Here is a 22,981-nt window from a genome sequence, read left to right as displayed (position 1 = left end):
TCTTCTTTATGGGTGACAGAAACAGTTGGCTTAATTCTACGTTTGAATGCTAATACCAACGCTTGAATGATAACACCGACACTTGTACGCTTAACCAACACTTACAATGCAAATACCGACACTGAATGCTTATACCACCACTGTATGCTAATACCAACACTTGAATGTTTAACCCATACTCATGCTCATTTTCATACTATTATGAATTGTGTCCGCGCCTGCAAGTACCTTATAGTGGAAGGAGCAGACTCAGGGTTATGCCACATCTACTCTTTTATCGTCCAATGCAAACAAATAGTTCGATTTTCGAACACTAATTTTGCCGTTTTTACAGATTTCAGTGATCTAGTTCGATAATCGCCACTTAATTGGGTCGAAATGAGCGAGAGAACCGATTTGCTCCCGAATTAAGTGGCGATTTTCCAATTAGACTGGTTAAAATCTCCAAATAGGCGAAATTAAGTGGCGATTTTCCACTAACCCTACATTTAGGAATATGATCAGCCGAACAGTGTGGTTTGTCAGTTTGTTCACATCTTGGAATGTAGGCACTTACTGTGGTTTGTCAGCTTGTTCACAGGCTTGAGATATAGGCACTTACCATCCTTAGATTTGGTTTGGTCAAGGTACAAAACACTCATCAATACATAACTATCATCGATTCTTCATTCTATTATTGCAGGAGCGTGTGAAATGAATTTGAAAGAAAAATTATATACAATCAAAGAGAATAACTATCAGGCACCTCTGGATACCTTCACGCTGGTTCAAGAAATGATGAATAACATCGGTTCTTTGGATGCGGAGCTGCGCGATGAGCTCATTTATACGACCTTATCCCACTGGATTCCGGACGGCGCTTTGACTGCAAGTGAACTGGAGCAGCTGCTGGCGATTGTCCTGGACCCTGAACACTTGCTCTATAAGATTGGTGAGGCCGATTCAGACTCTGTCTTTACCCGCTCCTTCTCCATGCTGGTCCTGCCGCTTATCATCATCAAGCACCGGGAAGCTCCGTTCCTCGTAAGTGATCAAATTCATCAGATAAAAGAAAGTGTGTTCTACAACGTGCGGGAAGAGCGGGATTACCGCGGGTATGACGAAGTCAAAGGCTGGGCTCACGCCGTAGCGCATGCGGCAGATGCCTTGGACGATTTGGCCCAATGCTCCGAGCTGGGCAGAGACGACCTTATCGCCATCCTTGGCCTGGCCTACGATAAGATGACCATAACCGAAAGGGTTTACTCCGATGGGGAGGATGAGAGAATGGTTAATGCCATTATGAGTGTGCTGAACAGAAACATCCTTAACCAGTCTGAGATGGAGCAATGGATTGAGCGTTTTGGCAATGTGGAGAAGAGCCCGGATTTCCTGACCGCCTTCAGGCAAAAAAATAATATAAAAAACTTCCTGAAGAGCTTATACTTCCGCATCAAATTCTACCAAACGACTGCCGCGCTCTGCCCGGCGATCGAGCAAACCCTGTATAAAGTGGAAAAAGTCTATTACGCTTGATTGCACACCTTCTTAATACATATTAATTTAAACTAATTTAACTATAGCTAAAGGAATTCCCGCTTCCGCGTCGTAGAATAATAGAGAACTACATATTGACAAAAGGATGTGTCAGACGTGGAAGCGTATTTATTTGTTCATTTCAAGGAAAAGAAGACGCCCGACGGAGAGCAGGTTTATTTCGCCCTCAGCACCGACGGGTTTCACTGGGAAGCGGTGAATAACGGCGAGCCTATATTGGAAAGTAGCCTGGGGGAGAAGGGGGTCCGGGATCATACGATTGTCCGCACCGGGGACGGCCGTTTTGTCATTCTTGCGACGGACCTCAGCCTGGCCAACTGTTTTCATACAAAGTATCAGGGAAGCTGGGATAATATTACAAAGGAAGGCAGTAAATGCCTGTCGCTGTGGGAATCGGAGGATCTGGTGAACTGGTCGGAGCAACGGCTGATCGAGCTTGGCGATGACAACTATGGCTGTCTCTGGGCGCCTGATGTCGTCTATGATCCGCATGAGCAGGATTATGTGCTGCACTGGTCCTCGTCCCATGCCTCGAACGGATATGGACCGAAGGCGATTTATTACTCGCGTACCCGCGATTTCCGCACCTTCAGCGCACCGGAGCTCCTGTGCCGGAAGGAAGATAGCGGAATCATTGATTCCGCCATATATGAGGAGAACGGTGTATTTTACCGGTTCCTGAAGAGTGAAGCCAACCCGGCAACGATTATTCTGGAGCGGGGCGACCAGCTGGCCGGTGAAGGTTATACCCGAATTGCCGCCTTTGACTCAGAGATGGCCAAGCTGCAGCAAGGGGTATATGAAGCACCGACGGCGTTCCGCCTGCCGAGTGGTGAGTGGTGCCTGATGCTTGATTTCTATGGCGTAGAAGGGGAAGGGCAGGGGTATGTGCCATTCGTCGCCGAGACGCTGGAGAGCGGCCGGTTTGTGCGTTCGGACGAAAGCTTCAGCTTTCCGTACGGCTTCAAGCATGGCACCGTGCTGTCGATCTCGAGCGAGGAATACACGCGGATTAAAGAGGCGTTTAACCCAAAATAGCCTTACTCGCTCCGCAAAAAACCGCGCCAGGAGCTCACTCCGGCGCGGTTTCTTTACGTTTCGCCTTACAGGCTGCTGAACACGATATTACGCAGCTTGCGCGTAACCGGCAACGTGCCTGCATCCTTCTTCTGGATCATGAACAGGACCGTCAGCCGATCCTCCGGACTGTTGCTGAAGTAAGCCCCTAGCCAGCCGTCCCAGCCGTATTCGCCCCGGCCGCCGATGAGTCCGGCCTTGCCGGGCTCGGTCATGATGCGCATCTGGTTCCCGTAGCTATGGCCGCATAAGGAATGCCATGTATCGAAGCCCTGCTGCTGCCGTGCAGACAGTGCAGCCGAGGTCATAAATTGCACCGTTCTTGGCTTCAGCAGCTGTCCGCCTTCATAACGGCCCTGATTCATCAGCATCGTTGTGAATTTCGCGGCATCGTCAATAGTGGAGGCAAGTCCTGCGCCGCCCGACTCGAATGCCGGTTCCCGGTCCATCTGATGAGCGATGCCGAGATGGCTTTCCGTGAACAGCTTCAATCCGCCTGCCCCGTCATCCTGGTAGGTCTTGACCAGGCGGGCTCTCCGTTCCTCCGGCAGCCAGAAGCCTGTATCCTGCATTCCCAGCGGCGCGAAGATTTCCTGTAGCAGGAATTGCCCGTAACGCATGCCGCTAACCGCTTCCACTACTGCGCCCAGGACATCCGCCGATGTACCGTACTGCCAGGAGGAACCCGGCTCGAAGGAGAGAGGACCTTGACCCAGACGGTCCGCAAACTCCATGGTGCTCATCGGCTTATCGCCGGACAAGCGGCTTCCCAGTTCACGGAACAAGGCATCTGCATGCTGTCCGGCTTGATCGGTCCCGCCGTAGGTGAGGCCGGAGGTCATGTTCAACAGATCATGAATATTGACCTCCCGGCCGGCCGGCACAAGCTCGCCGCTGCGTTCAACCTGCTGGTTCCTGAATCCGGGAATATAACGGCTGACGGGATCGAAGAGGTCGATCTCCCCGCGCTCTAACAGCAGCATGACGGCGGCAGCGGTTACCGGCTTCGTCATTGAATATAACCGGAAGATGGAATCCCGGGCTATCGGACGCTTTGCTGCAAGATCGGCGAATCCGTCTTCATGGTAGAAGACCTCATTGCCGTCCTTGATGATCATGAAATTTGCTCCGGCAATCTCATTATTGTCGATGCTTGCTCTCAAGGTTCGTTCAATTTGCTTGGTTATGCTTGATTCCAGCATGTCACTTCAAAACTCCTTCTGCGGATAAATTCTCTCGGATCAAATGATTGTAAGCATTTGCTAAAGAGAATTTTAAACGCTTTCGGAGCGGTTGTATAGTGCTTCTGCGCTTAATAACGTTAATTCGGAATCAGCTGATTTAGCTGGTTCATCAGCTCATTAACCTGATTAATGGTATCGGGAATTCCCGTCGATTCGAAGGCTGCCTTGCCTTCCTCCACGTTGGCAATCGCCTGATCGAGGCCTTGCTGCAGCGTATCGTTATAACCGGCGATCTTTTGGTGCAAATCCGCCGCATACTCCGGAACCTGCAGACTGGCATACTGGGCGCTCTCTTCCTTGAGGGCCACAAGTTTGTCTTTCAGTGCCTCCCTTGCCTCCGGGTCCGTGGCAGCATCGGTAACCCAGGTCTGGGCCTCTTGGCCGAATTCATTCAGCTTCTGCATGTAAGAGGCGGTGTCCGTGGCAAAATTCACGCTGTCTCCGACCTGCTCTGCAAACGCACAACCCGGCATAATCAGCAAAATGAGCAGCAGAAAGCTTAATTTGTGTTTTTTCATGATTTCACTCCTTGCAGTTATTTTAATTTTAAAGTTTAATGGTATTAGTATACGAAAAAAAGAATACCCGGTTGCATCATTATAGCCATATCAACATAACAAGGAGATTGAGCCATGATCCAAAGCAGCTCTTCAAGACTCAACGAATCCCTTTTGCAGGTGCTGAATGTACGGCACAACGTCACTGCCGAGAATATCGCCAATGCCGATACCCCCAATTATAAAAAGAAGACGGTGGAGTTTCAGGAGGAACTCCGGCGTATTATCGAGAACGGTTCATCGGACAATCTGGAGGTCAAACGGACACATCCGAAGCACATACCCACCGGTGAGACCGGCTTGTCGGGAATTCCCTACCGGATTGTGCAGAACAGCGATACCACAATGAACAACAACGGCAATAATGTCGATATGGATATTGAAATGGCCAACCTCGCAGAGAATCAGCTGATGTATAATTACATGGTTGATAAGGTGAGCGGGCATTATTCGAAAATAAAGAATCTGCTGCAGGATTTGAAATAAGTCCGTACGGCAGCAGAATAATACAACCAGGAAGATCTACGTTAAGAGCAGCCAGAGCAGCCGATGCATGGCTGCTTTTTGTTTAAGTTGACAATGGTCGCTCAGGCCGCCTGATCCTATAGCTGGAGGGACCGTAGCTGGCCGGATTATAAAGGGACCGTTAAGGGTAAACAATGTTAGCCATAGCCTAAAAATCCACTTTAACGGAGGCGCATAAATGACTGAAATGAACAGCAAGGCCGGAACGGCGGTCCTGGGCATTGGAACGGCTCTGCCTGCCTATTCCATTGCCCAGCCGGAAATCGCGGAGCTGATCGCTTCCTCACTGCAGGACAGCCCGGATTTGGCACGCTTCGCTAAGCGGATCTTCAAATCCTGCGGCGTGGAGACCCGCTATACTGTAGACGACAGCTATCTCGGCTCTGCGGATTCCTGCCGGTATGTACCGACAGGAGGGGAGCTGGCGGGAATCCCCACGACCGGTGAACGGATGAAGAAATATCAGCAGGAGGCGCTTCCGCTGGGGCTGGAGGCCGCCCGTAGAGCGCTGCGCGATGCCGGTCAGACCGCCGGAGAGATTACCCACCTTATCACCGTCAGCTGCACGGGCCAATACCTGCCGGGACTGGATGTCATGCTCATCCGTGAGCTTGGAATGTCGCCGCGCGTGAACCGGCTTCCGTTAATCTTTCAGGGCTGCGCTGCCGGCCTGAAGGCAATCCAGATGGCGCGTGATGTCGTCAATGGCGCACCCGGGTCTACAGTGCTCGTCGTGTGTGTGGAGCTGTGCACCTTGCATTTCCAGCCGGTCCAGGAAAGAGGGGCATTATTCGCCGCTTCCTTCTTCGGCGACGGGGCAGGCGCCTGTGTTGTTGGAGCTGCGGAAGCCCGGCACAGCCATTATCTGAGTCTGGGCACGGGCTATTCGGTGCTGCTTCCGGAGACGACTGCGGATATGACCTGGGAGGTAGGCGATGCAGGGTTCGACTTGTATTTATCCCCGCGGATTCCGGAGCTGCTGGGCAGCCATCTCGAAGCAGAGCTTGAGCTTCTGCTTGCCGGCGCTGCGCTGCCTGAGCTGTGGGCAATCCATCCGGGCGGACGCGGGATTGTCGATTCGGTCCAGAAGGTCATGAGGCTCCGCGATGAACAGACACACTATAGCCGCGAGATCCTGCGAACCGCCGGTAATCTGTCTTCGGTCACCATCCTGTTTGTGCTTGAGGCCATGCGGCAGGATATGAAAGCACAGGGAAGCGCGGCTAAAGAAGGAGTAGCGATGGCCTTTGGCCCGGGGCTGACCGCCGAGCTGATGCGCTTCACTTACGTTCCGGCCTATTCCCCGGCTCATCAGGAGCAGAATCATGCCGTTCTTTAGAAGATTGTCGGTCCGGGCGCAGGAAGACGAGCTGATGGATGACTTCTCGATGGGCGGCGAGGAACTCCGCGAGGCACTGAAGCATTTGCGGCGGCTGAACCGGATCTTCGCCGCTCCCGGCCCGACCAGGGCCGGCGTAGAGAAATTGTGGCTGGCCAGCGGCCGGCCCAAAGCGCTCAGTATTCTGGATGTGGGTGCAGGCTCGGGCGATGTGAACCGGAAGCTGCTCGAATGGGGAGACCGGAAGGGCATCGGGCTGAAGATCACTCTGGTTGACATGACCCAAGAAGCCTGCGAGGAAGCCCGGCAGCTGTTCCGCGATGAACCACGGGTGAAGGTGGTGCAGGGCGACCTTAGGGAGCTGAAGGATGGCTCGGCGGATATTGTGACCGGCTCGCAGTTTATCCATCATTTTGACGGATTGCAGCTGGTAGAGATGGTATCCCATATGCGCAGAGCTGCGAAATACGGGGTCGTCATCAACGACATTCACCGGCATCCGGTATCGTACGCTGCCGTCTGGGTAGTTACACACGTAATCTCGCGCAACCGCTACATCCGGCATGACGGACCGCTGTCCGTTGCCAAAGGCTTCAAGGACCGGGATTGGCGGGAGCTGCAGCAGAACCTTCAATCCGCAGACATGACTTATTCGTGGAAGCCGCTGTTCCGTTATTCGGTGGTAATCCCTAATGCTTGACATCGAACCGCCTATTTTAATTAAAAAGCAGGTGAACCGTGAATGAAGCCAGTGGATATCATTGTGATCGGAGCGGGAATCGCCGGCAGCAGCTGCGCACTCCAGCTTGCCCGGCTGGGACACCGCACGGTGCTGCTGGACCGGCAGGAGTTCCCGCGCCACAAGACCTGCGGAGAGTTCATGTCTCCGGAGACCAAGGAAATGCTGAAGGTTCTCGGCGTCGATCTCTTGAAGGAAGGGATTGTGCCCGCCATGATGGACCGGGCCGTCATCATCCTGCCGCATGGAGGAGAGATTGAGGCTCCTCTGCCCGGAGAGGCCGTCGGGATCAGCCGTTATGAGCTGGACCGGATTCTTCATCAGAAGGCACAGGCGGCGGGAGCGGAGATTGTTACGAAGACCATGGTCACCGGCATCCGCAAGACGGATGATCATCTTTATGAAGTGGAGACCCGGCAGAACGGCCGAAGGGTCCGTTATCAGGCAAGGGCTGTAGTGGGTGCATACGGGACGAAGAAACCCCGGGATATGGCGCGCTTTGCTGAGGAAACCAGGGATGAGACCGTATATATCGGTGTAAAATCCCACTTCACCGGCATTCATGTTCCGTCACGGGTAGAGCTTTATTTCTGCCCGGGCGGATATATTGGAATTTCCCCCATTGAAGAAGGGAAAGCCAATGTCGCTGCGCTCTTGACTCTGGATTCCGTCCAAGGGAACGGGAAATCCGTGCCGGAAATTCTGCAGACGGCTGCACAGACAAATTTCCGGCTAGCGGAAAGGCTCACCGCAGGGAATCCGGTCCCTGGCTCGCAGGTGTCGATGGCACCCGTCCATTTGTCCGATCTCCCGGAGCCCTGGTCGGAATTTCCCCATATCGGGGATGCCATGCTCATGATTCCGCCGTTATGCGGAGACGGAATGTCAATTGCCCTGCGTTCCTCGCTGCTGTGCTCCGGCTGGACGGACCAATATCTTAAGGGAGAACTCCGTTATGATCAGTGGCGAACCGGCTACACCGGGGAAGCGAATCAGGAATTCACCGCGCTGCTGAAGCGGGCAAGGCGGATTCAAAGTCTGGCGTTTGCCAGAACCAACCGGCTGTATCCTGGACTGGCACGGGTATTCCCGGGCTTGGCCAAGTACGTGGTCAAGGCTACCCGACTCTCGGAGACCGGGATGACCCGGTGATGGCAGAAACGGCTTAGCCGTCCAAATTAGGACGGCTAAGCCGTTTTTTACTTTGTATGACCGATAACCTATATATTTTTTATCACTTACTCAAAAGTATAATTCTGGTATGAATTTATATAGATTTGACCCGAATTGCGCTGTGGTGAGGAGCAACCCGAGTATGGATACTCTGGAAAGTGTACTGCTCTATCTCTATGAAAATGTGGATGAGAAGTGATGATGACGATGAAGAGATATTTGGCGTTCAGCAAAACCAGAATCCGGCTGGAGCTGTTCTATAAGTTTAATTTCCTGTCTTCCCTGTTCGCTGCCCTTGTAATTTTCTTTGTAGAGTATTTCTTATGGAACGCCATCTATTCCGGAAGCGGAGAAGATGAGCTGGCTAATCTAACATTTTATAGCGTCTTCTCCTATATCCTCTTCGGCCATATTCTGCGCAAACTGCTGGGAGACGGAGTGGATGAACGGATCGGTGAGAGCTTTCGCGACGGTTCAATCGTAATGGACAAAGTCAAGCCTGTGCTGCTTCCGTTCAGGTATCTGTTCGATGATCTGGGCAGAGGGTTACTGCAGGCTGCTGTAATCAGCATTCCGCTTGTAGCGGTATTTATGTTCAAGGACGGTGATGCGGTCTCCCTGAATCAGGTGCTGCTGTTTACGGTCATGGCTATACTTGCGTACCTGATCTTCTTCATTCTGAACTTCATCCTGGGCTTGACCAGCTTCTGGACAGGCTCTATCATCGGAATCTACATGCTGAAAATGGCATGCATGAGCATACTCTCCGGGCTATACATCCCGCTGGAATTTTATCCGGAATGGCTCTTGAAGCTGTGTTATGTATTTCCCTTCAGGGCCATCTACTATCTGCCGGTCTCGGCTATGATGAAGTCCTACAGCTTAACGGAAGGTCTGTGGCTCATCCTTCAGCAGTCGGCTTGGGTAATCTTTCTTCTCTTTTTATGCATGCTGCTGCAACAAGCCGCTTTCAAGAGACTGACGGTTCAGGGGGGATAAAGATGGAGGGACTTAAGAAATACCTGCGCTGTTACCGCTCTTACTTTAAGACCAACTTGCTTGTATATGCAGAATATAAGGCGGATTTCATTGCAATCAACGTGGCCAGTGCACTGATTCTGTTAATGGGCGTAGTAAGCCTGGAGATCATCTTTGCCCAGGTGGACATGATTGCGGGCTGGAACAAATACCAGGTGTTCTGGATGCTCGGTTATTTTTATCTGATCAGGGCACTCTATAACACTTTCTTCATTAATACTTTGAATCTCGGATATTGGATACGGCTCGGAAGCCTGGATACGTACATCACCCGTCCCTTGGGTACGTTCTTCCAGCTGCTTTCAACAGGGCGGTATAACACGGAACTCCCGCTTGACGAATTTCTGATCGGTCTTGGACTAATGATTGCCGCAGAGAGACATATCGCTATCATCTCCGGCTTCCCGGATGTGCTCTACCTGATGCTTGCACTGATCTTCTGCACCATCATCTATTCTTGTCTTATGTTTCTGTTATCTGCCGCTTCCTTTTGGATGATCAAGAGCAATGCCCTGCATGAGCTGGTGGGCAGCATCGAAAGACTGATTGAATATCCGCTGAACATTTATAATCTGACGATCAAAATCATCCTGACAACGATTCTGCCGTTTGGCTTTATCAGCTTCTATCCCTCGCAGTATTTCTTCAGCTTTGAGGATCATAAAGCTTTCATTATCGGTATACCGTTCGTGGCGCTTATCCTCATTGTCTTAAGCAGACTGATCTGGAAGAAGGGCCTGCAGACTTACCAGAGCCCGGGAGCGTAGAAGAGGGCAGGACCCAAGTGACCGTATCCTTACCAGGGATGCGGTTATTTTTATTTACAGAAGATGTTCTCCACCAATACCTTCAGTGTTTTATCATCGGTCAAAAGCTACAATGAACTAGCTGTGAAAATACATAATGGAAAGAAGGCAGCAAATGAATGAGCTGGAGAAAGCTTCAGGCGGAGAAGTGCTGCTTCTCCCGAAGAAGAAGAGTAATCGTCGGTTAAAGAGTATGGCTATGTACCCGTACAACTTCTGGCGCGATCTGTCGGTAAGATTAAAGCTGTATCTAATGGTTTCAATCTGTCTGATTTCATTTACCGTAGCAATGATCTACCTGGTTGAGACCGGAAAGCGGGATATCAACAACTTGACCAAGGTTCTCTACAGTGCAACCATCCGGTCCACCACAGAGCTGGTAGATGCCGACAAAAACCTGCAGCATCTCATGCTTGAGCATAAGAAATATACATACACCGGCAACACCTCCGGCTCGGAGGTCACCGGCGATTCCATGGATGTGGTGGTCAATAAAGTAACTATGGCCAGAGCTGAACTGGAGAGTCTCGGGGTGCTGGATGATATCTACTACAGAGATACCGACAAAACGCTGAACAGTTTGTTCTCTGAGTTAAATTCGATGCTGCAAAATTGGTCAGACGGGATGAGCCGGCCTGCTGCTTCCAGACCCGCCGAGGAGGTGCTGGACCAGCAATTCGCTGACGTAGGCTCTGCGATAACCCAGATTACCTCGTCGTTAGAGAGCTATTCCAAAATACATATTCTCGCGGCAGAGCAGGAAGCCTTACGCAAAGAGCGGTTCGGATTTGTCATGCTGGCCCTTGTCCTGCTCGCGACTTTACTATTGGCAGGGATGACGATCAGACATATTGTAAGCACTCTGCGCAGTGTAAATGTGAAGCTGTCGAGCGTTACAAGCGGTGATCTGACGGCAGCTCCCGAGACCAGCTATCCCAGAGACGATTTGGGGCAGCTATCCCAATCTGTTGACACCACGGTGGCTGATCTGCGCAGAATCATTGCTCTGATTGCTGCGAACGCCTCTACTACTGAGCACGCGATGCATTCTGTTGTGGCCGGTTCACAGACTGCATCAGAGGAGGCGGATACTGTTGCCGGCAATATAGAGAGCATGTCCTTAAGCGTTAGAAGCCAGTTCACGGGTATCTCGGAAACCAGCCGGGCGGTCGAAGAAATGGCCTTGGGAGTGAACCGGATCGCCGAAAGCACTTCGCAAATTGCCGATTACTCCACTGCTATGAACACATCGGCTATTCACGGGTTAGAATCGGTAGCATCATTAAACTCGCAAATGACAGCAATTATTACAGCGATCACTTCACTGGAAAAGGTTATTACGTCGCTAAGCAGCAAATCGGCACAAATGAATCAGATTGTATCCAGCATCTCGGGCTTTGCCCAGGATACGAACCTGCTCTCCTTAAACGCTTCGCTGGAAGCAGCCGGGGCCGGCGAGCAGGGCAGAGGCTTTCTGGTGGTGGCCTCGGAAATGAGACGATTATCCGCTCATTCTAGACAGGCCGCTCAGGAAGTGAGCTCCATCTTAAGCGAAACCGTTGATGACATCACGGAAGCGTCCACCCTGATGCAGTATAGCGTCGAAGAAACCAGACGGGGCAGCGCTTCAGCGGCGGAAGTCCATGCGATTATTGAGCAGATTATCTCCTCTATAACTTCTATCACCACCCAGCTGCATGAAGCATCCGCCGTCACGGAGCAAATGTCCGCTTCATCGGAAGAAGTGGCTGCGACCATGGGTGAGCTAACCAATGCCGCAGAGTCCGTGTCCAGAATCGCGAGCTCCGTCAACTCGGCGACAATGAGCCAGAAGGATATTCTCACCGAGGTGGTTGGCTCTTCAGTTAATCTGGAGCAGGTCGTAACAGGGTTGAGAGAATCGGTCGACTCTTTCCGGCTTTGATTCATAGTGAACTATCATCTATTGATCTGCATTGACAGCCCTGGATATTGGTGCGAGAATATAGTTAGTTTTCCTAACTAGTTCGCGAAATCGCATAAAAGCGGGTGATCGGAAGATGTCATTTATAAGCCGCTGGTCTGAAAGGTTAGATGCCCCGATAGAGTCCTACATACATATTGATCAATTCTACTATAATCAGTCTATCCATGTGCTTCGACTGGAAGCAGGCCAGAATGTACGAAGCATCTCGCGTATTCTGAATGCCTTACAGGATAATGACTATCTAACCATTGGAGATTTAATGCATGCTTCGCTGGAAGAACTGGGCTCCAAGAGGAATTTCGGGACAAACGGACAAGCTATCGTGGTCGAGCTGCTTGAAGCTCTGGTAAGCAGGCTGGACATCATAAAGCCGATATAACTGAATTAAAGCGGATGGGGCCATCCGCACGAATTGACATTGTGCTGTCAGGAGGCCGATTCTTTGAAGCCATCAGTATATAAAATACGTGATTTAACTATAATCCAAAGACCCGGGAGCCGGTCATTGGTCATCGGCTGCGACTCCAGTGCAGGCATCGGGAACAAGCCCATGGATGTTGTACCGGCCCCGCCGGATATCGTAGGTTATTATGCAGCCCGCGTTGCCGTGATGGAGGTACTGTCGGTAGGAGCAGATATTCTTACCGTGGTAGACACTCTGGCCGTAGAGATGCATCCGACGGGATGCGAAATTATCCGCGGCGTACATAGACTGCTCGATGAAGCCGGTCTCACGGAGCTTCATGTAAACGGAAGCACAGAAGAGAATTTCGAATCCCGCCAGACCGGCGTTGGAATCACCGTCATCGGCGAAATCAGCGAGGACGAACTGAAGCTGAAGCGGTCGGCGGCCGGTGACTGTTTAATTATGCTGGGAGAACCGATGCTCGGCGCTGCTGTCATGGAGCACCCGGACAGGCAATGCAGCATCCGGCAGCTACAGTCCCTGGCAGCCTTACCGGAAGTGCATGAGATTCATCCGGTCGGCTCCAAGGGGGCAGGGTATGAGGCGGCCCTTCTGGCCGGGCTGAACGGCTGCCGATTCGAGCCGGTTCCCGGCATTACGGACAAGCTGAAGGTTTCAGGCGGACCGGCGACGGCAGTGATCTTCTCGGTAGCCGAAGAGAATGCAGCAGCCATCCCATCCGTAATTGGCGGCAGAATGGAGATCATCGGGCATCTGCTTGCCTGATTCACACGATAATGAACCTCTGGACACCCATTTAACCTGGGTGTCTTTGTTGTGCTTAGATTTCCGGAGAAGACGCAACTATCCGGGTTCCGGTTTCGTCTGAAGCTATGAAAGGTATATGTTAACAACGCGACAATAATATAGAGGAGATGAGGGATGACATGAGAAAGATACTGCTCTTAACTATAATGATAGGCAGCCTGGCACTGGCCGGCTGCGGGAATAACGCCAATAACAGCTCCGGAGCGGCCGGATCGAGCCCAGCCGCTCCAGAAACCGCAGCTCCTGCGACTACAGCGCCAGCAACGGCTTCAGCGGATAATGAACTGCAGGAGTCAGCAGCTCCGGAGACAGCCTCCCCGTCGGCCTCTCCGGCCACCGCTGAACAGACACCTGCCGCTTCTGCAACCAAGCAGGATTATCTGGAGAAGCTGGATGCCGTAGATGCCGGACTTAGCGACCTGCAAAGCTTAAGAGAAGGATCGACAGCGTCCATGATCGAGGCGGCTGACGAAGAATACAAGCGCTGGGATGAAGCGCTGAATCAAATCTACGGTGAGCTCAAAGAACAGCTGTCCGAAAGCGATATGGCGAAGCTCAAGCAGGAACAGCTGGAATGGATCAGCTACAGGGATGAGACCGCGAAGGAAGCGTCGCTGAAATTCGAAGGCGGCACCATGCAGCCGCTGGAATATTCGTCTGTGCTGGCAAGTGTCACAAAGGACAGATGCTATGAGCTGGTCAACTCGTACATGAAATAAGCTGCACTAATTAGATCAGAATCGAGTAATAAGAAGTGGCCTCTTCAAATAAGCGGGAGAGGTCATACTCTCCGAACCGCTCCTTGCAGGCAGAGGAACCGGAAGCCGCATAATAAGCTGCCGGGGGCTTATTGTAATGTATTCCCGCTGAGCCGGCAGCTAATTGTAATGGAACACTTTGGGCCAGCGCCAGTCTCCATAACGCCGATTGCAGCAATTGCGACTGGCCCGGTGTCCATTCCCGCTGGTGAAGCTCCAGGGTCATCAGTGCCTCCTCAAGTTCCATATGGATAATGCCCCTCAAATAGAAGCCCCACTTGATTAAATTCGGCGGCTGCTTGTCGGCAGATAACACACATTCCCCATAGCTGACACATTTATCGCAAGTCAATTTCAGAATGAGCTGCAGTCTCGTATTGTGTCCTGAGCTGTCGTCCTGTAAGGACGGAGCCGGAAGGGCAAAGAGTTCGATCCGCGAGATTCGGTTGCCGGTGTCCATGATGATCTCTCCTCAACCATTCGTCAGTTTGATGTAGGCCAGACAATGGGCTTCTTTGGCTTTGTTGATACAGGCTGCGAGCTCCGCTTCATTCTCGCAGACCGAGGCGTGCTCCAGCCAGATACTATATTTCCTCCGCTGGACTACAGATAGATGACAAGGATACGAGGCACGGGACCGGATGATGTACCAGCCGGTGTCCATGCCGCTCCAGGGCGCTCTGAACACTGACAGCAAGGAGAGCTTCTTGCGGGTGTTCCAGTCCTGCTCATGCTGCGCTGCCCTTAGACTGCTGTAGATATCGAGCAGCGTATGTTGATCGTTGCAGGTATAATGCGCCGTGGAAGCGCAGAACTGCTTCAGTTTATGAATAGGTTCCTCTCCGAATCCGTAGCCGACGATATACCGCCTGCTATTTTCTTCATACCACAAAGCGGCAAAACTCAAGAATTCCAGGCTGACCGGGTCCAGCAGGCGAGGGTGGATGCCAAAATAATATATTTTCAAGGAATACATGGTCCCATCCTCCTCTTGTACCTGACTAACTTACGCCCTGTGTTACTTCTGCGTTGAATTACAAGCAATCATACACAGCCCGCTCCGGCAAGTACAAAACCGTGAAAGTTCTTTAACACAAGATTTCGGCCAGTTTCGCAAAGATATCGAAAATAACTTGGGTAAGTCTTACGGATAGCACGGCTTTCCTGCGGATTGCTTCAATTTCTTTGAATATTTAGACGACCTTAATGAACCGTGTCATCTCCTTATCAGACCTTAATACCTGCCGCAGCCGTATCTTAATGCGCTCTTAATACTGCGGCAGGATTTCTAACACCGTTCTGATGCCCTTAATGGTATACTCGCAGAATCATCAAGCGGATGGTATAAGGACTGAAGATCTAAGCATGGAGGAGAAGAGGTGTCCCCATATAAACGCAAATCGCCGGAGGAAATTCTGTATTCCATTTACCGCCTGCACCGGGGCAGGCTGAAGATCGTCATCGGTTCTGTCAGCGGTGCGGGCAAAACGTATCATATGCTTAAGGAGGGCAAAGCCTTGCAGCAGCAGGGCATTGATGTCGTCATCAGTGCAGTGTCCACCATGCAGCGGTCAGAGACCGTCCAGCAGCTGCTGGATTTGGAGCGGGTGCCCAGCATCCACTGGTGGCGTGACGGCAAAGAGCAGAAAGACCTCCCGCTCGACGCCATCCTGGAGCGCAATCCCGAGGTTGTGCTGGCAGACGGGCTTGCCCACCGCAACCGTGAGGGGGCCCGGTTCAAGACCCGTCTGGAGGACATCCGGTTCCTGCTGGACCAGGGTATAAGCGTGATTACAACCATTAATGTGTATGAGCTGGCCGGGGTTGAGGATATTGTCTTTAAAATGACGGGAATCCGTGCGGAAGAAACGGTCCCCCTGGATACGCTTGAACTGGCGGATGAAATCCAGTTAATCGACGTTTCGCCGGAAACGATTCTCGGCCGGATCAATGAGGGAGTGCTGGGCGATCAGACACACCCGGCGATGTCCCGGCGCGGCAATCTCGGCGTGCTTCGTGAGCTCTCACTGCGGCTGGTGGCCGAAGGCGTGAACGATACCCTGGAGAAGCACCGCGAACAGAACGGCCAGATCGGGCCTTCGGGAGCGATTGAACGGATTCTGGTCTCCGCACAATATCACTGGAACGGATCGCTGCATGTGCGCAGAGGACAGCAGATTGCCAAGCGGCTGAACGGCGATCTGCTGGTGGTTACCTTTATCGTGTCCAAGCAGAAATTAACGAAGGAGCAGCAGGCCTTCAAGCGCTACATTCAGAAGCTGGTGGACAAAGTGGACGCGAGGTTCGATGAGCTGTCTCTGCTGCATGCCCGCAAGCTGCCTTCCGTGCTGGTACGATATGCCATCCGTAACAATGTCACCCGGATTGTGATGGGGCACTCCAAGAAGAGCCGCTGGCAGGAACGCTGGCAGGGCTCGATTGTGAACCGGGTGCTGCGCCGAACCCGGAATATTGATGTGTTCCTGATGGCCGACCGTGCGGAGCAGGAGGGGGAGCGTATCCTGCCTGTCAGGGCGAAGCCCAAAGGAGAGGCCGGGCCTTTTCACCGGCTCAGCAGCAAAGAGATTGAAACGAAAATCAGGACCATGCGCCGCGGCACCTTCAAGGTGTATATCGGTGCCGCTCCCGGAGTCGGCAAAACCTACAAAATGCTGCAGGAAGGAAACATTCTGCTGCACAAAGGCATTGATGTCGTCATTGGCCTGCTGGAGACACACGGCCGCATGGAAACCATCAGGCAGGTAGGCGACTTGCCGGTCATCCCCCGGGCGCAGATCGCCTACCAGAACACAAAGCTGGAGGAAATGGACACAGAGGCCATCATTGCCCGCCGGCCGGAGGTCGTGCTGGTCGATGAGCTGGCGCATACGAATGTGCCGGGAAGCCTGACGAAGAAGCGGTACGAGGATGTGGTCCGCTTGCTGGAGAATGGAATCTCGGTAATTACTACTGTCAATGTCCAGCACCTGGAAAGTCTGAACGATGCAGTGGAGCAGCTGACCGGTGTACGGGTCAGAGAAACGGTGCCTGATGCGATTCTGAAGCTGGCGGATGAGGTGGAGCTGATCGACGTTACGCCGCAGATGCTGCAGGAGCGGATGCGGGACGGCAAAATCTATGCCTTCGAGAAGGTGAATCAGGCGCTGGAGTCGTTCTTTAAGCTCGGCAACCTGATTGCATTACGGGAGCTTGCGCTGCGCGAGATTGCCGATGATGTCGATGAGCGGCTGGAAGCGTGGGACCGGGAGGCCTCACTGCGCGGACCCTGGGGCCGGCGTGAGGTCATCTTCATCTGTGTGGATCTGGGCTTGCGTTCGGAGCGGTTAATCCGCCGCGGCTTCCGTATTGCGCACCGGTTAAAGGCGGAGTGGTACGTCCACTATGTCCACTGCGGGGGAGTACCGGGTGACCATGAGCAGAAACGGCTCAATGTCCTGCGGCAACTAACTGAACGGCTCGGGGGAAGAATGGAAATTGCCGAAGCCGTCAGCCGGCGGAACGTTCATAAGAATCTGCTGCACCGGATTAACGAGGTGCATACCACCCAGCTGATTATCGGTCAATCCCGCAAGCCGCTCTGGTACACCCTGCTGAAAGAAAGCATCGTCCACTACCTGCTGCGGAACGCACGCCATATGGATATCCTGATCGTGGCCGATTTCGATCCGGACATTGGAGAACAGATACTATAGTTAACCCGAAAAAGATAGTATAAATTTTAAAAATATTTTTAAATGCCGTCCCATCAAGCGGGGCGGTATTTTTGCGCTGCAGATCAATTTTTTCGCTTTGTACAAGCATTGACATTTCAATATATGGTTATAAAATAGATAGAGTCATCTAAATATAGTATCTAACAGCATTTTCCATAGAATCCAAGGAGGTAGCAGCCGATGCTGATTGTATATGATTCCAAGACCGGCAACGTTAAAAGATTTATCTCCAAGCTTAATCTGCCAGCCGTCCAGATTGAAGAGCAGATGACCATTGATGAGCCTTATGTTCTCGTTACATATACGACAGGGTTTGGAGAGATTCCCGAGCGGGTATCCTCCTTCCTGCAGGATAACGCCAAGCACCTGCTTGGTGTATCTGCCAGCGGCAACCGCAACTGGGGCGAACGGTTTGCCCTCAGTGCAGACATAATTGCAGATCTGTACCAGGTTCCGGTCATCAGCAAATTCGAGCTGTCCGGAACCAAGACCGATGTAGAACGATTCGAAAGAGAGGTGAGCCGTGTTGCGTCATATTGAACTCAACAACATGTTAATGAAACGCGATGCAGACGGTTTTTTCCAGCTGGATAAAGACCAGGAAGCCGTAGCCGAATTTATGAAAGAAGTCGAAGCGAGAAGCCTGTCCTTCGCCGGCTTTGCAGAACAGGTTCAGTATATGATCGAGCACGATTATTACGAGGACTTTTATAAGGAATATGCACCCGAAGAGGTAACCGGGATTTTCGAGATTACACACAGCTATCAATTCCAGTTCCCATCCTACATGGCGGCATCCAAGTTCTATACGGACTATGCCGTGAAGAGCAATGACCGGAAGACCTATCTGGAGCATTATCCGGACCGGGTAGCGGTTGTAGCCTTGCATTTAGGACGGGGTAATGCAGATACAGCCCGTATGCTTGCCCGTTCGCTGATGGAACAGCGTCTTCAGCCGGCAACGCCGACCTTCCTGAACGCAGGCAAGAGCCGCCGCGGCGAGATGGTCTCCTGCTTCCTGCTGGAAATGGACGATTCGCTGAATTCGATCAACTATGTGCTGAACACCTGCATGCAGCTGTCCAAGGTGGGCGGGGGCGTAGCCGTTAACCTGTCCAAGCTGCGGGCCCGCGGCGAAGCGATCAAGGGCGTGGAAGGAGCGGCCAAGGGCATTATGCCCGTACTGAAGCTGATGGAGGACGGCTTCTCCTATGCGGATCAAATGGGCCAGCGCAAAGGCTCGGGAGCGGCCTACTATAATATTTTCGGCTGGGATGTCATCGAATTCCTGGACAGCAAGAAGATTAATGCCGACGAGAGAGTCCGCCTGAAGACTCTATCCATCGGCCTGATTGTGCCGAACCGGTTCTACCGGCTGGCTCAGGATAATGAGCTGCTGCATGTGTTTGCGCCTTATAGTGTATTCAAAGCCTATGGTGTGCACCTTGACGACATGGATCTGGATGAGATGTACGATACGCTGCTCGCCGACGAACGTGTCAAGAAGAAAGCGGTCATGAGCGCCCGCGATATGCTGACCAAGATCGCCATGATTCAGCTCGAATCCGGATATCCGTATATTATGAACAAGAGCAACGCTAACCAGGCCCATGCGCTGAAAAATGTCGGCCAGATCAAGATGTCCAATCTCTGCACCGAGATCTTCCAGCTGCAGGAGACCTCTGAAATTGCCGATTACGGCAAGCCGGACCAGATCCGCAGAGACATCAGCTGCAACCTGGCATCCCTGAACATCGTTAACGTCATGGAGCATAAGGCGATCAAGGAATCCGTCCATGAGGGCATGATTGCACTGACGGCCGTCAGCGACATGACCCGTATCGACAACGCACCGGGCGTGGCGAAAGCCAACCGGGAGATGCATTCGGTCGGTCTTGGCGTCATGAATCTGCACGGATTCCTGGCCAAGAATAAAATTGCCTATGAAAGCAATGAAGCCAAGGATTTCGCACGCACCTTCTTTATGGTCATGAACTATCACTCCCTGGAGAAGAGCATGGACATTGCCAAAGCTACCGGCGAGCGGTTCTATGGATTTGAAGGCTCCGATTACGCCAGCGGCGTATATTTCGACCGCTATCTGGAGACGGATTACCGGCCGGCAACGGCAAGGGTGCAGGAGCTGTTCAGTGGTATGGAGATCCCGGGACCGGAGGATTGGAAGACACTGAAGGAGAACGTGATGGCGAACGGCCTTTATCACGCGTACCGTCTGGCAATCGCCCCGACGGCCAGCATCTCCTATATCCAGAATGCGACCTCCAGCGTGATGCCGATTGTCGAGCAGATCGAAACCCGGACCTACGCCAATTCGACCACTTATTATCCGATGCCATATCTGGGCAAGGATAATCTGTTCTATTACAAGTCCGCGTACCAGATGGACCAGTTCAAGGTGATTGACCTGATTGCGGAAATTCAGCCGCATATTGACCAGGGTATATCCGCCGTGCTGCATGTGAACAGCGATGTCACCACACGGGAGCTGGCCCGCTGCTATCTGTACGCCGCACATAAAGGCCTGAAATCCTTGTATTATACCCGCACCAAAAAGCTGTCGGTGGAAGAGTGCCTGACCTGCTCGATTTAATGCCGGAACTTAAGTGCTGCATATAAAGGTGAAGTGATGGAAGAGGATTGTGTAACTGGAGGAGCAGTAGCGTCCGCCTGAAAGCTTCCGAAGGAAATCTTATAAGATGAACTTAAGATTAGCCGGATAAGGCCTGAAAGTGATTTGATTAAAGTTACAGACTTTCGTCCGCTGCCCGTTCCCCCGATTACCTGATGAATACCGCTTTTGGCTGTATTATTCGCTGGCAGTCAGTTCTGTATAGTTATGATGAATGATAGGCAGCCCCGTTCAACAGGGATAAATGTATTTCGTGCAACTATTTGTTAGGGATGTACCCATCTTTGAAGGATAGATGTATTTTGTGCAACTAAAATCAGTATATTGGGGTCAAACTGCCTTAAAGTAAGAAAATAGTTGTACGAAATGCAACTATGGCAGGAAAACGGCTTGTTTAGATGGATATAGTTGTACAAAATGCAATTAGCAGCTTAGAAGCGGTTAGTGAGGGCATTAAGAGCAATCCGTGCTGCTGGCCTTCAGCAATCCGTGCGGTTAGCCTTTAGTAATAGGTGCTGTGGCCTTCAGCAATCCGTGCTGCCGGAAGCTCTTAAGTTCATATATTAAAAGGAGACTAAGATCTATGCCAGGAATTCAAGCGGTCAACTGGAACCGCCCGGACGATGACTTCACCATGATGTTCTGGAATCAGAACATTATGCAATTTTGGACCGATGACGAAATCCCTTTATCCGACGATAAAATGACCTGGGCGACCCTAAGCGACCTGGAAAAAGACGCCTATATGAAGGTATTGGGCGGCTTGACGCTGCTGGATACGATTCAGGGCGGCGTGGGGATGCCGCAGATTCTGGAGCATGTGGACGGCTTGCAGCGCAAAGCGGTGCTCGGCTTCATGGCGATGATGGAACAGATTCACGCCAAATCCTACAGCAGCATCTTCACTACGCTGGCTTCCACCGAAGAGATTGACGGCATCTTCCGCTGGGTGGAGGAGAATGAGCATCTCCAGACCAAAGCGGAAACGATCCAGCAGTATTACAGGAACATCCATACAAACAAAGACTTGTTCATGGCCATGGCAGCGTCAGTGCTCCTGGAAAGCTACCTGTTCTACAGCGGATTCTTCTATCCGCTCTATCTGGCGGGTCAGGGAAAGCTCACCAGCAGCGGAGAGATCATCGACCTGATCCTGCGCGATGAAAGCATCCACGGGGTCTATGTCGGAGTACTGGCCCAGGAAATCTATGCGGAGCTGAGTGAGGAGGAGCAGCAGGAGCTGTACCAGTCTCTCGTGAAGCTGCTGCGTTTCCTTCATGCCAACGAAGAGCAGTACACGGAGCAGATTTATGCCTCCATCGGTCTGGTGGAGGATGTAAAAGTGTTCCTGCGCTACAACGCCAACAAAGCGATGATGAATCTCGGCTTCGAGCCGCTGTTTGAAGACGAAGAGGTCAACCCGATTGTCTTCAACGGTATCAGCACGCACACGAAGCAGCATGATTTCTTCTCGAAGAAGGGCAACGGTTATGTCCGGGCCCTGAACGTCGAGCCATTGAAGGATGAAGACTTTAATTTCTGATTTCTTGAGCTTTAGCAATAACATGCGAGATCATGAGACTATAGCGGCAAGGCAACCAATAAGTGATTGGTTGCCTTGTCTTTTTTTCACACCTACCACAGATTAATCTCCCAGAAACACAATGCTTCTAGCAGGATCGTACATTTCCTTCAATTGCTTCACGTCGGAACGCGGCGGAGAACCAAACATCCGGGAATACTCCCGGCTGAACTGGGAAGCACTCTCATACCCGACCCGGTAAGCTACCTCGGCGGCTTCGGCAGATTCTGCAAGCAGCAACCGCCGGGCCTCCTGCAGTCTCATTTGCTTCTGAAACTGGATGGGTGTCATACCCGTCACCTCTTTGAAATTGCGGTGGAACGTAGAGAGGCTCATGCTCGCAGCTTCGGCAAGCTGTTCGACACGGATCGCCTCGGCATAATTTGCAGTGATATAATCAATGGCTTCCCGGATCCGGTAAGTATGGCTGCCCTCCATCGCGATCTGTCCCAGGGTCACACCGTATGGACCCTTCAGCAGGGTATACAGAATTTCCTTGATGAACAGGGGAGCAAGAAAAGCGATATCCTCCGGCCGGTTCAGCAGTTCCATCAGTCTTAATGTCGCATCCATCAGGGAACGCTCGGTCTGGCCTACAAAGATAGCCCGTTTTGCGTTTTCCTTCGGCACAATGCGTACGTTAGCCTCGTTCATTACCTCCAGAATCTGATCATGCGTAAATTCCAATTTGATACTTAGATAAGGGACATCGGATGAAGCTTTAATGATTTGGCCCACCACCGGCAGATTCATGGAAGCAATCAAGTAATCGGTTGAACCGTATTCGAAACGTTCCTGCGCCAGAAACACCTCTTTCATGCCCTGGGCAATCACGCAAAAGGAAGGCTTGTACACCCTGTGAGCAGGCTCGGAAATATCCGAATACCGGATCACAGATAGATCAGGAATCGCTGTCGCGAACACTCCGTCACTGGGTGAAAACTGCAGAATGAGCTTTGACAGTGCTTGTTGCTGAGTAAGGATCTCCTCCGGCATGACTACGCCCCCAGTTGTTTTTTATTC

The 22,981-nt window shown here is 51.9% G+C and carries 21 protein-coding genes; 16 read left to right on the top strand and 5 right to left on the bottom strand.

All coding sequences use genetic code 11. From position 1 onward, the window contains the following. Window positions 1–693 precede the first annotated feature (693 nt). Entirely contained in the window at window positions 694–1,515 is an 822-nt protein-coding gene (locus F1379_RS15685) for a DUF2785 domain-containing protein (RefSeq protein ID WP_150271388.1), read from the top strand. A 117-nt stretch (window positions 1,516–1,632) separates the two neighbouring features. Then, complete coding sequence (locus F1379_RS15680) at window positions 1,633–2,574, top strand: glycoside hydrolase family 43 protein (protein WP_150271386.1); 942 nt, start codon at window positions 1,633–1,635, stop codon at window positions 2,572–2,574. Window positions 2,575–2,639: 65 nt separating this feature from the next. Here the strand turns inward: F1379_RS15680 and F1379_RS15675 are convergent, their stop codons facing one another. After that, window positions 2,640–3,815 carry a serine hydrolase domain-containing protein gene (locus F1379_RS15675; RefSeq protein ID WP_150271384.1) on the bottom strand — a complete coding sequence of 392 codons (1,176 nt, stop codon included), beginning with the start codon at window positions 3,813–3,815 and terminating at the stop codon, window positions 2,640–2,642. A 119-nt stretch (window positions 3,816–3,934) separates the two neighbouring features. Continuing rightward, window positions 3,935–4,375, bottom strand: a complete 441-nt coding sequence (locus F1379_RS15670) for a DUF6376 family protein (RefSeq protein ID WP_150271381.1) — start codon at window positions 4,373–4,375, stop codon at window positions 3,935–3,937. A gap of 114 nt (window positions 4,376–4,489) precedes the next feature. On the opposite strand from F1379_RS15670, the gene flgB reads away from it, so the two are divergent. The 10 genes from flgB (at window position 4,490) to F1379_RS15620 (ending at window position 13,953) form a co-directional block, all read left to right on the top strand. Continuing rightward, window positions 4,490–4,900, top strand: coding sequence for a flagellar basal body rod protein FlgB (gene flgB / locus F1379_RS15665; protein ID WP_150271379.1), 411 nt, complete (start codon window positions 4,490–4,492; stop codon window positions 4,898–4,900). A gap of 217 nt (window positions 4,901–5,117) precedes the next feature. Further along, entirely contained in the window at window positions 5,118–6,278 is a 1,161-nt protein-coding gene (locus F1379_RS15660; protein WP_150271377.1) for a type III polyketide synthase, read from the top strand. Beyond that, the gene (locus F1379_RS15655) at window positions 6,265–6,978 is read left to right on the top strand and encodes a methyltransferase domain-containing protein (protein WP_150271375.1); all 714 of its coding nucleotides are present in this window, start codon (window positions 6,265–6,267) and stop codon (window positions 6,976–6,978) included. The genes F1379_RS15660 and F1379_RS15655 overlap by 14 nt, the downstream gene beginning before the upstream one ends. A 42-nt stretch (window positions 6,979–7,020) precedes the next feature. Then, entirely contained in the window at window positions 7,021–8,169 is a 1,149-nt protein-coding gene (locus tag F1379_RS15650; RefSeq protein WP_150271372.1) for an NAD(P)/FAD-dependent oxidoreductase, read from the top strand. Window positions 8,170–8,388: 219 nt separating this feature from the next. Then, window positions 8,389–9,189, top strand: coding sequence for an ABC transporter permease (locus tag F1379_RS15645; protein ID WP_150271370.1), 801 nt, complete (start codon window positions 8,389–8,391; stop codon window positions 9,187–9,189). Between the two features lie 2 nt (window positions 9,190–9,191). Continuing rightward, window positions 9,192–9,995, top strand: a complete 804-nt coding sequence (locus F1379_RS15640; protein ID WP_162551178.1) for an ABC transporter permease — start codon at window positions 9,192–9,194, stop codon at window positions 9,993–9,995. A gap of 154 nt (window positions 9,996–10,149) precedes the next feature. Next, on the top strand, window positions 10,150–11,958 hold the full coding sequence (locus tag F1379_RS15635) for a methyl-accepting chemotaxis protein (protein ID WP_162551177.1): 1,809 nt from the start codon (window positions 10,150–10,152) through the stop codon (window positions 11,956–11,958). 115 nt (window positions 11,959–12,073) lie between these two features. Next, window positions 12,074–12,379 (top strand): DNA-directed RNA polymerase subunit alpha C-terminal domain-containing protein, encoded by a 306-nt coding sequence (locus F1379_RS15630; protein ID WP_150271363.1) that lies wholly within the window; start codon window positions 12,074–12,076, stop codon window positions 12,377–12,379. A gap of 63 nt (window positions 12,380–12,442) precedes the next feature. Beyond that, window positions 12,443–13,192 carry an AIR synthase related protein gene (locus tag F1379_RS15625; protein WP_150271361.1) on the top strand — a complete coding sequence of 250 codons (750 nt, stop codon included), beginning with the start codon at window positions 12,443–12,445 and terminating at the stop codon, window positions 13,190–13,192. A gap of 161 nt (window positions 13,193–13,353) precedes the next feature. Then, the gene (locus tag F1379_RS15620) at window positions 13,354–13,953 is read left to right on the top strand and encodes a lysozyme inhibitor LprI family protein (RefSeq protein WP_162551176.1); all 600 of its coding nucleotides are present in this window, start codon (window positions 13,354–13,356) and stop codon (window positions 13,951–13,953) included. A 10-nt stretch (window positions 13,954–13,963) separates the two neighbouring features. Here the strand turns inward: F1379_RS15620 and F1379_RS15615 are convergent, their stop codons facing one another. Then, a complete protein-coding gene (locus tag F1379_RS15615; RefSeq protein ID WP_150271357.1) occupies window positions 13,964–14,452 on the bottom strand; it encodes a hypothetical protein in 489 nt (162 codons plus the stop codon). Window positions 14,453–14,464: 12 nt separating this feature from the next. Next, a complete protein-coding gene (locus tag F1379_RS15610) occupies window positions 14,465–14,968 on the bottom strand; it encodes a hypothetical protein (RefSeq protein WP_150271354.1) in 504 nt (167 codons plus the stop codon). A 403-nt stretch (window positions 14,969–15,371) separates the two neighbouring features. Here F1379_RS15610 and F1379_RS15605 point away from each other — a divergent pair, with 403 nt between their 5' ends. From F1379_RS15605 to nrdF, 4 genes are all read left to right on the top strand, one after another. Further along, window positions 15,372–17,705: a histidine kinase gene (locus tag F1379_RS15605; protein ID WP_150271352.1), complete on the top strand. Its 2,334-nt coding sequence runs from the start codon at window positions 15,372–15,374 to the stop codon at window positions 17,703–17,705. Window positions 17,706–17,906: 201 nt separating this feature from the next. Further along, window positions 17,907–18,266 carry a class Ib ribonucleoside-diphosphate reductase assembly flavoprotein NrdI gene (gene nrdI / locus F1379_RS15600; RefSeq protein WP_150271350.1) on the top strand — a complete coding sequence of 120 codons (360 nt, stop codon included), beginning with the start codon at window positions 17,907–17,909 and terminating at the stop codon, window positions 18,264–18,266. Beyond that, window positions 18,253–20,337: a class 1b ribonucleoside-diphosphate reductase subunit alpha gene (nrdE, locus tag F1379_RS15595; RefSeq protein ID WP_150271348.1), complete on the top strand. Its 2,085-nt coding sequence runs from the start codon at window positions 18,253–18,255 to the stop codon at window positions 20,335–20,337. The genes nrdI and nrdE overlap by 14 nt, the downstream gene beginning before the upstream one ends. Window positions 20,338–20,959: 622 nt before the next feature. Then, window positions 20,960–21,919 carry a class 1b ribonucleoside-diphosphate reductase subunit beta gene (gene nrdF / locus F1379_RS15590; protein WP_150271346.1) on the top strand — a complete coding sequence of 320 codons (960 nt, stop codon included), beginning with the start codon at window positions 20,960–20,962 and terminating at the stop codon, window positions 21,917–21,919. A 102-nt stretch (window positions 21,920–22,021) separates the two neighbouring features. Here the strand turns inward: nrdF and F1379_RS15585 are convergent, their stop codons facing one another. Further along, window positions 22,022–22,954, bottom strand: a complete 933-nt coding sequence (locus F1379_RS15585) for an AraC family transcriptional regulator (protein ID WP_150271343.1) — start codon at window positions 22,952–22,954, stop codon at window positions 22,022–22,024. Window positions 22,955–22,981: the final 27 nt, after the last annotated feature.

Source organism: Paenibacillus tepidiphilus, assembly GCF_008635795.1.
GTDB lineage: Bacteria > Bacillota > Bacilli > Paenibacillales > Paenibacillaceae > Paenibacillus_AQ > Paenibacillus_AQ tepidiphilus.
Note: the sequence above shows the minus strand (reverse complement) of the source record. Positions and strands in the feature narration are given on the sequence as shown.

Excerpts from the sequence above, each read along its gene's own strand:
- F1379_RS15685 (WP_150271388.1), top strand. The coding sequence starts at position 694 with ATGAATTTGAAAGAAAAATTATATACAATCAAAGAGAATAACTATCAG.
- F1379_RS15675 (WP_150271384.1), bottom strand. The coding sequence starts at position 3,815 with ATGCTGGAATCAAGCATAACCAAGCAAATTGAACGAACCTTGAGAGCA.
- F1379_RS15670 (WP_150271381.1), bottom strand. The coding sequence starts at position 4,375 with ATGAAAAAACACAAATTAAGCTTTCTGCTGCTCATTTTGCTGATTATG.
- flgB (WP_150271379.1), top strand. The coding sequence starts at position 4,490 with ATGATCCAAAGCAGCTCTTCAAGACTCAACGAATCCCTTTTGCAGGTG.
- F1379_RS15660 (WP_150271377.1), top strand. The coding sequence starts at position 5,118 with ATGACTGAAATGAACAGCAAGGCCGGAACGGCGGTCCTGGGCATTGGA.
- F1379_RS15655 (WP_150271375.1), top strand. The coding sequence starts at position 6,265 with ATGCCGTTCTTTAGAAGATTGTCGGTCCGGGCGCAGGAAGACGAGCTG.
- F1379_RS15650 (WP_150271372.1), top strand. The coding sequence starts at position 7,021 with ATGAAGCCAGTGGATATCATTGTGATCGGAGCGGGAATCGCCGGCAGC.
- F1379_RS15645 (WP_150271370.1), top strand. The coding sequence starts at position 8,389 with ATGATGACGATGAAGAGATATTTGGCGTTCAGCAAAACCAGAATCCGG.
- F1379_RS15640 (WP_162551178.1), top strand. The coding sequence starts at position 9,192 with ATGGAGGGACTTAAGAAATACCTGCGCTGTTACCGCTCTTACTTTAAG.
- F1379_RS15635 (WP_162551177.1), top strand. The coding sequence starts at position 10,150 with ATGAATGAGCTGGAGAAAGCTTCAGGCGGAGAAGTGCTGCTTCTCCCG.
- F1379_RS15630 (WP_150271363.1), top strand. The coding sequence starts at position 12,074 with ATGTCATTTATAAGCCGCTGGTCTGAAAGGTTAGATGCCCCGATAGAG.
- F1379_RS15620 (WP_162551176.1), top strand. The coding sequence starts at position 13,354 with ATGAGAAAGATACTGCTCTTAACTATAATGATAGGCAGCCTGGCACTG.
- F1379_RS15615 (WP_150271357.1), bottom strand. The coding sequence starts at position 14,452 with ATGGACACCGGCAACCGAATCTCGCGGATCGAACTCTTTGCCCTTCCG.
- F1379_RS15610 (WP_150271354.1), bottom strand. The coding sequence starts at position 14,968 with ATGTATTCCTTGAAAATATATTATTTTGGCATCCACCCTCGCCTGCTG.
- nrdI (WP_150271350.1), top strand. The coding sequence starts at position 17,907 with ATGCTGATTGTATATGATTCCAAGACCGGCAACGTTAAAAGATTTATC.
- nrdF (WP_150271346.1), top strand. The coding sequence starts at position 20,960 with ATGCCAGGAATTCAAGCGGTCAACTGGAACCGCCCGGACGATGACTTC.
- F1379_RS15585 (WP_150271343.1), bottom strand. The coding sequence starts at position 22,954 with ATGCCGGAGGAGATCCTTACTCAGCAACAAGCACTGTCAAAGCTCATT.